This is a genomic window from Thermomonas sp. (genome assembly GCF_047606765.1).
Classification (GTDB): domain Bacteria; phylum Pseudomonadota; class Gammaproteobacteria; order Xanthomonadales; family Xanthomonadaceae; genus Thermomonas.
In genome coordinates, this window is sequence record NZ_JASGED010000097.1 from 1 (window position 1) to 11,417 (window position 11,417).

At 66.5% G+C, this 11,417-nt stretch carries 11 protein-coding genes; 1 reads left to right on the plus strand and 10 read right to left on the minus strand.

The features are described from left to right. From QM612_RS09375 to QM612_RS09390, 4 genes are all read right to left on the minus strand, one after another. Positions 1-1,350, minus strand: a 1,350-nt coding sequence (locus QM612_RS09375; RefSeq protein WP_415253630.1) for a TonB-dependent receptor plug domain-containing protein, incomplete at its 3' end; no start/stop codon positions are given. Positions 1,351-1,480: 130 nt separating this feature from the next. Next, positions 1,481-2,494 (minus strand): FecR family protein, encoded by a 1,014-nt coding sequence (locus QM612_RS09380; protein ID WP_415253631.1) that lies wholly within the window; start codon positions 2,492-2,494, stop codon positions 1,481-1,483. A 3-nt stretch (positions 2,495-2,497) separates the two neighbouring features. Beyond that, entirely contained in the window at positions 2,498-3,064 is a 567-nt protein-coding gene (locus QM612_RS09385; protein WP_415253632.1) for an RNA polymerase sigma factor, read from the minus strand. 43 nt (positions 3,065-3,107) lie between these two features. After that, entirely contained in the window at positions 3,108-5,288 is a 2,181-nt protein-coding gene (locus tag QM612_RS09390) for a prolyl oligopeptidase family serine peptidase (RefSeq protein ID WP_415253633.1), read from the minus strand. Positions 5,289-5,576: 288 nt separating this feature from the next. Between QM612_RS09390 and QM612_RS09395 the strand changes: the two genes are divergently transcribed. Further along, entirely contained in the window at positions 5,577-6,047 is a 471-nt protein-coding gene (locus QM612_RS09395) for a GNAT family N-acetyltransferase (RefSeq protein ID WP_415253634.1), read from the plus strand. A 171-nt stretch (positions 6,048-6,218) separates the two neighbouring features. Here QM612_RS09395 and QM612_RS09400 read toward each other — a convergent pair whose 3' ends face one another. The 6 genes from QM612_RS09400 to QM612_RS09425 all read right to left on the minus strand — a co-directional run. Further along, on the minus strand, positions 6,219-6,668 hold the full coding sequence (locus tag QM612_RS09400) for a hypothetical protein (RefSeq protein WP_415253635.1): 450 nt from the start codon (positions 6,666-6,668) through the stop codon (positions 6,219-6,221). A 139-nt stretch (positions 6,669-6,807) separates the two neighbouring features. Continuing rightward, a complete protein-coding gene (rpoH, locus tag QM612_RS09405; protein ID WP_415253636.1) occupies positions 6,808-7,668 on the minus strand; it encodes an RNA polymerase sigma factor RpoH in 861 nt (286 codons plus the stop codon). 185 nt (positions 7,669-7,853) lie between these two features. Continuing rightward, on the minus strand, positions 7,854-8,975 hold the full coding sequence (locus QM612_RS09410) for a PLP-dependent cysteine synthase family protein (RefSeq protein ID WP_415253637.1): 1,122 nt from the start codon (positions 8,973-8,975) through the stop codon (positions 7,854-7,856). Positions 8,976-9,006: 31 nt separating this feature from the next. Beyond that, complete coding sequence (gene ung, locus QM612_RS09415) at positions 9,007-9,705, minus strand: uracil-DNA glycosylase (RefSeq protein ID WP_415253638.1); 699 nt, start codon at positions 9,703-9,705, stop codon at positions 9,007-9,009. Positions 9,706-9,799: 94 nt separating this feature from the next. Beyond that, positions 9,800-10,648 (minus strand): response regulator, encoded by an 849-nt coding sequence (locus QM612_RS09420; protein ID WP_415253639.1) that lies wholly within the window; start codon positions 10,646-10,648, stop codon positions 9,800-9,802. Position 10,649: 1 nt separating this feature from the next. Beyond that, positions 10,650-11,417: cell division protein FtsX (locus tag QM612_RS09425; RefSeq protein WP_415253640.1), on the minus strand; the 768-nt coding region annotated here is incomplete at its 5' end.

Consider the following 11,417-nt stretch of genomic DNA (forward strand, 5'->3'; position numbering starts at 1 on the left):
GTACCAGAACTGCGGCGAATGGATCGACTGCGTCTGCCGGTTGTACTGCACGTCGGCGTAGAGCTGGGTGTCGGGGCCGAAGTCGTAGCTCGCGCGCAGGCTGACGTTGCCCAGTTCGCTGCGCGTGGTGAGGATGCGGACGATGTTGGGCGAGCCGCAGTAGTTGAAGCCGGTGACGGGATCCACGACGGCCTGCATGCCGCCGCCCCACAGCTCCGACATGTTCGAACACTGCGGCGTGGCCGGGTCGAGGATCGGGAATTCGCCGGTGAACAGGTCCATCGCGTAGATGTGCAGGTCCGGCACGCCGCCGGCCGTGCGCGCGGTCAGCTTGCGCTGGTTGCTCCACACCGGCTCCTGCCGGCTGTATTGCGCACCCGCCATCAGGTGGAAATCGCCTCGGTTGAACGCGCCGATCGCGCTGAACGCGCGCTCCGCGCCACCGCCCTCGGTGTACACGCCGTAGCGCGCGGTGACCGTGGCGGCATCCACGTCCTTCTTCAATACGATGTTGACCACGCCGGCGATGGCGTCCGAACCGTACAGCGAGGATTGCGCGCCCGGCAGGATCTCGATGCGCTCGACCAGGTCGATCGGGATGCCGGTCAGGTTGGTGATGAGTTCGGAGGTGTCGGTGCCGCCTGCGATGGGCGAGAACGCCGGCATCGGCCTGCCGTCGATCAGGAACTTGGTGTAGCTGGGCGACAGGCCGAACAGGCTGACGGTCTTGGCACCCCATACGTCGCCGCTGCGCTGCGCGGTGTTCTGCACCGCGCCGGTGCTGAGGCTGGACTGCTGCAGGGCGTCGGCCACGTTGTTGAAGCCATGCGCCTTGATGTCCTCGGCGGTGATGACGACGACCGGGCTGGCGGTCTCGACCTGCGAGCGCGGGATCAGCGAGCCCAGCACGGTGACCTTCTCGATAACCGCCGGTGCCTCGTCGGCAGCCGGCGCATCGGATGCAGGCTCGCCGGCCTGCGCCTGATCTGCCCGCTTTGCCGCCGCTGGCGTGGCCGCGGCCTGCCTGCGCACCACCACGGTGCCGGCATCGCTGAAGAAGCCGGTGAAACCGGTGCCCTGCAGCAGGCGGCGCAGCGCCTGCTCCGGCGACATCCTGCCGCTGATGCCCTTGCTGCGCAGGCCTTCCAGGTTGGCACCCGCCGTCACCACCTGCACCCGCGCCTGCTGGCCGAAGGCGATCAGCGCGGTGGACAGGGGTTGCGCCTCGATGGCGAAGTCCGCCGTTGCCGCAGAAGCCGCCGATGGCGTCTGCGCGTGGAGTGTCGCGGCAGGCGCCAGAAGCGCGCCCGCCAGAACCAGTCGTATTGCCGAAGCCAGACAGCGTTGCATGGAACGATCCCCTTTGTTGTTTTCCGGTGGGCGTTTGCTGATACGGGCGCTTTTTGCCCGCGTTCTTGGAGCCTTGACGGGCAAGTGCCCGATTTTTGCAATGTCTCGGTGCCGGGATTGGAATGCGCGACTACTGCCGCGCCTGGTTCTCCGCCCCGGCATGCGCCACCAGCACCACGGCGTCCTTGCCGTCCACGACGCGCACCGGGAACACATGCGGCAGCGCGCCCAGCCAGCCGTCCAGATTGTCGAGCTGCACCGTGCCGGTGAACGACAGCGCGCCCACCGCCGTGTCCTCGATCCGCAACGGGCGCAGCCGGTAGCGGTTGATGGTGTTGACCACCGAAGCCAACGGCTCGTTGACGAACTCCAGCTGCAACGCGCGCCATGTTCCGACCCGTGCCGGATCGATGTTGCGTACTCGCATCCCGTGCGCATCCGGGTCATAGGCCACCTGCTGGCCGGCCACGGCCTCGATCGCTTCGGCATCGGCACCCTCGCCGCTGCCGGCGATGCGCACCCTGCCTTCGGCCACGTCGATGCGTACGCGCTCGCCATCGCGGCGCACGTTGAAGGCGGTGCCCACTGCACGCACCGACAGCCGCCCGCTGGACACCACGAACGGGCGCTGCGTGTCATGCGCGACCTGGAAGAAGGCTTCGCCCGCTTCCAGTTCGATGTCGCGCCGGTCGCGGCCAAAGCGCGCAACGATCACCGACGCACCGCCAAGCGCCACTTGCGAGCCATCGTCCAGGCGCAGCTCGCGGTTCTCGGCCACCTGGCTTGCGAAGCGTTGCTCCGCCACCGGTTCCGGCCTGAACAGCACACTGCCGGCCAGTGCCAGCACCAGCGCGGCGGCGGCTGCAAACCCGACCCAGTGCCGGCGCACGGGTGCTTTCGCGCGCGGCGCAAACTCCGCAGCCAGCGCGCTGCGTGCCGTGCCATCCAGCGTGCGCACCTGCGCAGCCAGTTCGGCCACGCGCCCGAACGCCTCGGCGTGGGCGGGGTCGGCGGCGCTCCATTCCAGCCACTGCCCGGTGACGGCATCGGCATCCTTGGCGGAGGCCTCGCGCAGGCGCAGCCACCATTGCGATGCCGCCAGCAGCAGCGGTTCGTCCGCAGGCCCGTGCATTGACGTATCCATGATTCAGTTCTCCTCCATGTCGATGCGCGCGCGGCAATGCGCCAGTGCGCGCGCAACGTGGTAACGCACCATCCGTTCGCTGAGCTTCATGTGCGCGGCGATCTCGTCGAATCCCCGGTTTTCGATGAAGTGCATGACAAAGGCGCGGCTGCATTTGGGCGGCAACTCGCGCAGCGCTTGCCTGAGCACGCGCAGACGCTCCGTGCCCAGCGCGAAGCGATCCGGTTGCGGTGTTTCCAACCACTGCTCGAACAGGTCCTGCACCGGTGCCTGCTTGCGCACCGTGCGTCCGCGCAGGCGGTCGATGGCAAGGTTGGTGGCGATCTGGAACAGGTAGGCGCGCAGGAAGCTCACCTGTTCCGGGTTTTCCAGCCGCAGCAGGCGCACGTAGGCTTCCTGCGCCACGTCCTGTGCTTCCGCCAGCGAATCCAGCTTGCTTTGCAGAAAGCCGATCAGCGCCGCGTTGTGCGCCTGGAACAACTCGGTCACGCGGCTTGCATGCGGCAGCGCATCGCCATCGACACCTGTATCGGCATCGTTGTCGCGTGGCGGCAGGTCGGATGGCGTCATCGGCCTGCGCTCCCGTGACCGCGTGATGGCGTACGCCGGGTGTTCATTTCGTCAGTTCCCGCCAGAGGAAGCTCAGGTACAGTGCGTCCATGTGCGCCTGCTGCCGGCTGTCCGCCGCGCCGCCGTGGCCACCTTCGGTGTTCTCGTAGTAGCGCACATCCTTTCCCGCATCCTCCATCTTCGCCGCCATCTTGCGCGCATGCCCCGGATGCACGCGATCGTCGCGGGTAGAACTGAGCAGCAGCGTTGGCGGGTAATCCTTCGCCGGATCGAACAGGTGATAGGGCGAGAAGGTCTTGATGAAGGCCCATTCCTCCGGCTTGTCCGGATCGCCGTATTCGGACATCCACGAAGCACCCGCCAGCAGCTTGCTGTAGCGGCGCATGTCCAGCAGCGGCACCTGGATCACCACCGCGCCGAACAGCTCCGGATATTGCGTGAGCATGTTGCCCATCAGCAGCCCGCCATTGCTGACTCCGGAAATGCCAAGCCGGCGCGGCGAGGTGATCTTGCGGGCGATCAGGTCCTGCGCGACTGCGGCAAAGTCTTCATAGGCCTTGTGCCGGTTCGCCTTCTGCGCGGCCTGGTGCCAGTGCGGCCCGTACTCGCCACCACCCCGGATATTGGCCACGGCATACGCGCCGCCGCCGCTTCCATCAGGCCCGTTCAGCCAGCCCTTGCCGATGCCGGCGTTGTAAGCGGGCGACTGCGAAATCCCGAAGCCGCCATAGCCGTACAGCAAGGTGGGCGAGGAACCATCAAAGGCGATGTCCTTCGGGCGGACGAGGAAGTACGGCACGCGGGTGCCGTCCTTCGACGTGGCAAAGTGCTGCTCCACCACGTGTTTCGAAGCATCGAAAAACGCCGGCAGTTGCTTCAGGGTTTCGAAGGTGTCCGCAGGCTTGCCGATCTCGGCCAGCTTCAGCGTGGTCGGGGTCAGATAGTTGTTCACGGTCAGCCAGACCGCATCCGAATCCGCGCTCACTGCCCTGACATTGACGGAAGCGATCTCCGGCACGCCCGGAAAAGCGCTGCGCACCCAGCCGTTTGCGGTCGGGGTGAAGATGCTCAGCCGGGTCTTCACGTCGTCGCGCACCTCCAGCACAAGGTGGTTGCGCGTGTGGGTCACGACCGCAAGCGAGGTGGTTTCGGTCGGCTCGAACAGCACCTCGAACCGGCGCGCACCGGCCAGGAAATCGTCGAGCTTCGCCGCCAGCAACGCCCCGCCCGGATAGGTGGTGCCGCCCACCGTCCACGGATCGCGCAGCCGCAGCAACAACCACTCGCGGCGCAGGCTCTTGGCGGCGGTGTCCGGCGCGTCGATCTTGTGCGCCTTGCCTGCGGCATCGAGCAGGTACAGCTCATTGTTGAAGAAGTCCAGGCTGCGGGAGATGAAGTCGCGCTCGAAGCCCGGCGTGTCGTCATGCGATGCGGACACGCCCATGTCTTCGGCGCGTGCCTCGAACACCACCTCCGCCGATGCCATCGGCGTGCCGCGCTTCCAGCGCTTGACGATGCGCGGATACCCCGCCGCGGTGAGCGAGCCTTCGCCAAAATCGGTGGACACATAGACCGTGTCGCGATCGATCCACGACAGCGCGCCCTTGGCCTCGGGCCGGAAGAAGCCGCCTTCCACCCACGTCTTCGTGGTCAGGTCGAACTCGCGGGTCACGTCGGCATCGGCACCGCCGCGCGAGAGCGCGATCAGGCAGCGCGTGTAGTCCGGGCGCAGGCAGTCGGCGTCGTGGAAGACCCAGTTCTCGCCCTCGGCCCGGTTCAGCGCGTCCAGATCAAGCACCGCTTCCCAGCGCGGCTGTGGCTTGCGGTATTCGTCCAGCGTGGTGCGCCGCCACAGCCCGCGCGGGTTCTCGCTGTCGCGCCAGAGGTCGTAATAGAAGTCGCCCAGCTTGACGACCTGCGGGATGCGCTCGCTGGAGTCGTAGATCGCCAGCAGGCTTGCTTCCAGCTGCTTGAACGCAGGCGTGGCCGCAAGCTCGGCTTCGGTCTTCGCGTTCTGCGCACGCACCCAGCCCAGCGCCTTCTCGCCGCCCACGTCCTCCAGCCACAGGTACGGATCGGACATGGCGTCCGTTTCACCCGCGCCGGCATGCAGGCTCGCAGCGATGCCGGCCAGCGCAAGCGCCAGGGCACAGGCCCGCCTCACGCTGCGCGGAAAGACAGGACGCTTCGCGTTGCGGATGCACGGCTGGGCGGGTTGGCGCATGGCGGATTCCTGGCAGGTCACGTACACCTTAGACGCACGAGGGGCGCAGGCTGGAAATGCCATCGGCATGCACTTGCGAACCGTGGCACCAGACCGCGGGAGCGCCTTCATCTGCCCCCGGCCGTCGGCTTCGGCCCGGCTCTTGCCACTGTAACCGTCCATTGCGACCGGCACGTGCGCCTGCTTCGGCCTACCCTGCATCGCGGGCGGGCGCGGGAACAATGCGAATGCACGGCACTCGGTTAGATTTGGTGCTCCCGCCATGCCACAACAGCGCCGACTTCCGCCATGACAACCGGCATCGAGATTTCCGAATTGCGCGACATGCAGGAAGCCGGGCTTGCTGCACGCTGGATTTTTGATGCGTGGGCGCGTTTCGAATCGGACGAAACGTGGCAGGCAAACCGCCGCGACATCGAACTGGCATTGAACCCGACAGTGCAGATGCCGAAATTCTTTGCCGCGCGGGTTGACGGGGAAGTGGCGGGGATTGCCAGCATCGTGCCGCACGACCTGCCGATCCGCCCAGCGCTGGGGCCGTGGCTGGCCAATGTCCTGGTGCAGCCGCAATGGCGCCGGCGCGGGATTGGCGGCAAATTGGTGCAATGCATGATGGACTACGCCCGGCCGATTGCACGGCCGCTGTACCTGTACACGTTTGATCGGGCGGACCTGTACCAGCGGCTGGGCTGGCAGGTGATGGAAGCAGACCGCTATCTGGGCCGGCCCATCACCATCATGCGGTTTCCTGCGGCGTGATCGCTTCCGCCGCGCGCGGATGCCGCAGGTGCCCTTCGCGCACGCCCACTCGGGAAGCTTTGGCGTTGCTCGTCATCCCCGCGAAGGCGGGGATCCATGGACGTTAACCCATTGAACATCAACGTCCTTGGACTCCCGCCTTCGCGGGAGTGACGGACAATCGCCATCTGTTCAGACCTTCCCTTGCGTGCGCGCACCGCTTTCCAGCAGCGCCAGCATTTGTTTCGAATAGCGATAGCCCTCGTTTTCCGGGGCCAGGAACTCGCGCATCACCGGGCTGCGGTTGTACAGGCCTTGCATGTAGAGCTCCCACACGTGGAAGGTCTCATCATCCAGCGCACGCCGGTGCAGGATGATGTTTTCCATGTGGTCGCAGATCAGTTCGTTGATGGCCAGGATCTTGCTGCGAAAGGGCTCATCCCCGGGGCAGGCGACGCCGTCGTAGAAGTACGGGCGGCACTCGGGATTCTCGATGAAGATCTGCAGGATGGTGCCGCTGACGCTGTAGATGTTCCAGCTGGTCTGGGTTTCCAGTGAATCCCGGTCGCTTTGCAGCTGGCTGCGGATCAGAAGGAAGCCGAGTGTGGTCACGATGGGGGAGGCCCAGGTGCCCAGCAGCATCCAGTGTTCGAGTGTCAACGCCATGCGGGGCAGCTCATTGCCGTGAAGGACGCGGAATCCTGCCTGAACTTCCACTGGCAGAAAAGGCAACGGCCCGGAGCGCTCCGGGCCGTTGCTTGTTGTGTGATGTCGAAACCGCTTACGCCGCGAACAGCGCCTTCATCTTCTTCAGCGCGTTGGCTTCGATCTGGCGGATGCGTTCGGCGGAAACGCCGTATTCGTCGGCCAGTTCCTGCAGGGTGATCTTGCTGTCGGCGTCCAGCCAGCGGCGCTTGATGATGTCGCGGCTGCGCTCATCCAGCCTGGCCATGCCGTCGCGCAGGATTTCCAGCTGGTCGGCTTCGCTGTCGGCGGATTCGTAGGCGGCGGCCGGGTCGGCCTCGTGGGCGACCAGATAGTTCACCGGCGCGGGCGGGGCGTGGTCGTCGTCGGCATCGTCCGGGGCATCGAACCCGATGTCGCGGCCCGACAGGCGCGATTCCATTTCCAGCACTTCGCGCTCGGACACGTTCAAGTCCTTCGCCACCGCGCTGACTTCCTCGGCGTTGAGCCAGCCCAGGCGGGTCTTGCTCTTGCGCAGGTTGAAGAACAGCTTGCGCTGCGCCTTGGTGGTGGCGACCTTCACGATGCGCCAATTCTTGATGATGAAGTCGTGCATCTCCGCACGAATCCAATGCACCGCGAAGCTGACAAGGCGCACGCCGACCGCCGGGTCGAAGCGCTTGACCGCCTTCATCAGGCCGATGTTGCCTTCCTGGATCAAATCGCCCAGCGGCAGGCCGTAGCCGCTGTAGCCACGGGCCACGTGTACCACGAAGCGCAGGTGCGACAGGATCAGCTCCTGCGCGGCGGCGATGTCGTTGTCCTCGCGCAGGCGATGGGCCAGCCGCTGCTCGTCCTCCACGGACAGCACCGGGATCTGGTGAACCGCACCGATATAGGCTTCCAGCGATCCGATGGTCGGGATCGGCAGGTTGTGGGCGACGAGTGCCTGGGACATCGAAACCTCTCTCATGCGGGCGAGTTTAGCAGTCACCATCTTTGACTGCTAACCGTGCCATTGGTTCACTCTTGTTCCATTCATGGAACGCCGGAGCGCCCCATCCCCATCAGGCCAGCGGCCTTTCAACCATCATCTGGGGACGGCGGCGGGCCGGGACAAGGGCCGGCGGGCGGGACGGGCGCTCAGCCGGCCAGATCGCCGCATTCGGGCATTGGCGGCAGTACCCCGCCGGCTACGGCCCTAGCGATGACGTAGTCGGCGGATTCGACCTCGATGCCGCTGCGCGCGTACCAGGCCGGGTCGTAGTAGCTGTGGGCATAGCGTTCGCCGCTGTCGCACAGGATGGTGACGATGGAGCCGCTGCGCCCGGCAGCACGCATCACCTGCGCGGCGCGCAGCACGCCGACGAAATTGGTGCCGGTGGAGCCACCCACGCGCCGGCCAAGCGCCGCACTGACATGGCGCATCGCCGCAAGGCTGAGGTCGTCCGGCACCCGCACCATCGCATCCACGCAGCTGGGGATGAAGCTGGGTTCCACCCGCGGCCTGCCGATGCCTTCGATGCGCGAGCCGTGGGCCAGCGCCATCGCCGGATCGGCGCAGCCGGCGCAGGCGTCGCGGTAGTAGTCGAAGAACACCGAAGTTTGCGGGTCGGCGCACAGCACGCGGGTGGGATGGCGGCGGTAGCGCACATAGCGGCCAAGGGTGGCGCTGGTGCCGCCGGTGCCGGCGCTGCACACGATCCACTCCGGCACCGGGTGCGGTTCTTCCGCCATCTGCCGGAAGATCGACTCGGCGATGTTGTTGTTCGCGCGCCAGTCCGTCGCGCGTTCGGCGTAGGTGAACTGATCCATGAAGTGGCCGCCGGTTTCCCGCGCAAGCCGCGCCGATTCGCTGTTGATCGAGCAGGCGCTTTCGACCAGATGGCAGCGCCCGCCCTGGAACTCGATGGCGGCGATCTTTTCCGGCGAGGTCGATGCCGGCATCACCGCGATGAAGGGCAGGCCCAGCAAGCGTGCGAAATAGGCTTCTGAAACGGCGGTGGAACCGCTGGAGGCTTCGATCACCGGCGCATCCGCGCGCAGCCAGCCATTCGCCAGTGCGTACAGGAACAGCGAGCGCGCCAGCCGATGCTTCAAGCTGCCGGTGGGGTGGCTGGATTCGTCCTTGAAATACAGGTCGATGCCGGGAAACCCCGGCAGCGCCATCGGGATCAGGTGGGTGTCGGCGGAGCGGTTGAAATCGGCCTCGATCTTCGCGATCGCGGCGGCGCTCCAGTCACGATGCACGGCGGCGGCATTCACGATTCAACTCCTGCGGGCAGCGCAACGGTCATCACAGCTGCAATGCTGCACCCGGCGGCAGCGACCAGTCCACCGGCGACTGCCCGTTGCGCACAAGATAGTCGTTGGCCTGCGAGAAATGCTTGCAACCAAGGAAGCCGCGATGCGCCGACAGCGGCGAGGGATGCGGCGCCTTCAACACGCGATGGCGGCGGGTGTCGATGACCGCGCCTTTCTTCTGCGCGTAGCTGCCCCAGAGCAGGAACACCAGATGTTCGCGCTCGCGGCCCAGCACATCGACCACATGGTCGGTGAAGCCTTCCCAGCCCTTGCCCTGATGCGCGCCGGGCGTACCCGCTTCCACCGTCAGCACGCTGTTGAGCAACAGCACGCCGCGCTGCGCCCACGGCAGCAGGCAGCCGTGGCCGGGGCGCTGGAAACCGATATCCTGCGCCAGTTCCTTGTAGATGTTGTCCAGCGACGGCGGCACCGGCACGCCCGGCAGCACCGAGAAACACAGGCCATGCGCCTGTCCCGGCCCGTGGTAGGGATCCTGCCCGAGGATGACGATCTTCACCGCATCGAACGGGGTGGCATCGAAGGCGGAAAAGATTTGCGCACCGGGCGGATAAATCGTTGCGCCTGCGGCCTTGCGCTGGCGCAGGAAGGCGGACAGCTGCTGCATGTCCTCGCGCGCGAACCAGTCGCCGACGCGGGCTTTCCACGTCGGTTCGATGCGGACGTCCGTCATGCCTTCGCAGCCTGCGCACCGGGGCATGCGCAAGTCGCTCCCCGATACTCGCTTGGTTGCGCACGCCCCGATGCACAGGCCTGCACTATCCTGCTCATGCGCGCTTCCCCGGCTCCGGCAATTTCGCCAGTCGCAACTGGAACAGCACCTTGGTGACCAGCAAGCGTTCCTCGATGGGTTTCAGCACCAGATCGTTCGCGCCTTCGCGCAGCAGCGCGGCCTGGTTGTCGCGATTGTCATCGCCCGTCATCACCAGCACCGGCAGGCGGCGCTTGCCGTAGCGGAACACGTCGCGCACCTGGTTGAGCAATTCGCGCCCGCTGAGGATGCCCTTCAGATAAACATCGGTGAGCAGCAGGTCGCAGCCAACATCGCCATCGCTGCGGCCCACGTATTTGTGCAGGTGTTCCAGCGCGTCCTCGGCGCTGATGACGTGCAGCACCTGCAGGTTCTGCCGTTCCAGCATGCGCCGGGTCGCCATCGCAACCACCTTGCTGTCCTCGACGTACAGCACGCGCGCGCCTTCGATCGGCGCGGGCTGCACATAGCCGCGAATGAAGGCCGCCAGCGCGCCGTGGCCGAGCGCCTTGTCGAAGTAGTCGGTGACATCCTCGGTGAAGGCGCGTGATTCCAGTGCTTCCTGCGCATTGCCGGAGACCACGATCACCGGCACGTAGGCCTGCGCCGCCGCTTCGCGCACGCTGCGCGCCAGCGCAAGGCCATCGCCATCGGGCAATACCAGTGCGGTGGTCACCAGATCAACCGCGCCTTCGGCGAGGATCGCGCGCGCCTCGGCGATGCCGGCGCAGCCGATCACCTCGGTACCGGGCAGTTCCTTCAACAAGGTGTCGCCGATCAGCTTGCGCACCAGCTTGCTGCCATCGACCACCATCACCCTTGGCGCGTCGCTGACCACATGGCGAAGCTCGTGCTGGGCTGCCATGTCAGTGTTCCACCGCGCGGTTCTGGCGCAGATGATGACCAACCGCGATACCCGCGCCCAGCCAGCCCAGCAGGCCGGCAGCGGCCAGCACGCAAAGCGCCGGCAGCGGTGCAAGCCCGTGCAGGGTGAACCCGCTGCCGTAGCCGGCGGCAAGTGCGGCCAGCGGCGCACGCAGCGCCATCCATGCCAGCGTCAGCACGCCCAGCGCCAGCGCGCCTGCGGCCAGCCCGTACCACACGCCGAGATAGAGGAAGGGACGACGCACGAAGCCATCGCTGGCACCCAGCAATTGCAGCACGCCGATTTCCTCGCGCCGCGACTGGATATCCATGCGTACGGTATTGCCGACCACCAGCAGCGCGCCAAGACCAAGCAGCACCGCCAGCACCAGCACCGCACGCGCGCCGAAGCCCAGCCATGCGTCCAACCGCTGCCGCCAGAGGGCATCGTGCTGCACGCGCTCGGCCTGCGGCATCGCCTTCAACGATGCCGCGAGCTGCGCTTCATCGCCCTTCGGCACCACCCGCAGCACGCTGGGCAGGGCCGCGCGCGCCGCGTCCTCGCCGAGTGCATCGATGGCGGCGGCGATGTCCTCGCGCCCGCGCAGGTCACGCAGCGCCTGTTCCGGCGTGACCAATGCAACCGAGGCCACGTCGCCGCGCGCGCGCAGGGTTTCAGCCAGCGCCTTCGCCGCCGAGGCATCGACATCGGCCTTCAAAAACACCGCGACCTCGCGGCTGGACTGCACTTCGCCACCCAGCCGCTGCAC

Excerpts from the sequence above, each read along its gene's own strand:
- QM612_RS09395 (WP_415253634.1), top strand. The coding sequence starts at position 5,577 with ATGACAACCGGCATCGAGATTTCCGAATTGCGCGACATGCAGGAAGCC.
- QM612_RS09390 (WP_415253633.1), bottom strand. The coding sequence starts at position 5,288 with ATGCGCCAACCCGCCCAGCCGTGCATCCGCAACGCGAAGCGTCCTGTC.
- QM612_RS09385 (WP_415253632.1), bottom strand. The coding sequence starts at position 3,064 with ATGACGCCATCCGACCTGCCGCCACGCGACAACGATGCCGATACAGGT.
- rpoH (WP_415253636.1), bottom strand. The coding sequence starts at position 7,668 with ATGTCCCAGGCACTCGTCGCCCACAACCTGCCGATCCCGACCATCGGA.
- QM612_RS09400 (WP_415253635.1), bottom strand. The coding sequence starts at position 6,668 with ATGCTGCTGGGCACCTGGGCCTCCCCCATCGTGACCACACTCGGCTTC.
- QM612_RS09420 (WP_415253639.1), bottom strand. The coding sequence starts at position 10,648 with ATGGCAGCCCAGCACGAGCTTCGCCATGTGGTCAGCGACGCGCCAAGG.
- QM612_RS09380 (WP_415253631.1), bottom strand. The coding sequence starts at position 2,494 with ATGGATACGTCAATGCACGGGCCTGCGGACGAACCGCTGCTGCTGGCG.
- ung (WP_415253638.1), bottom strand. The coding sequence starts at position 9,705 with ATGACGGACGTCCGCATCGAACCGACGTGGAAAGCCCGCGTCGGCGAC.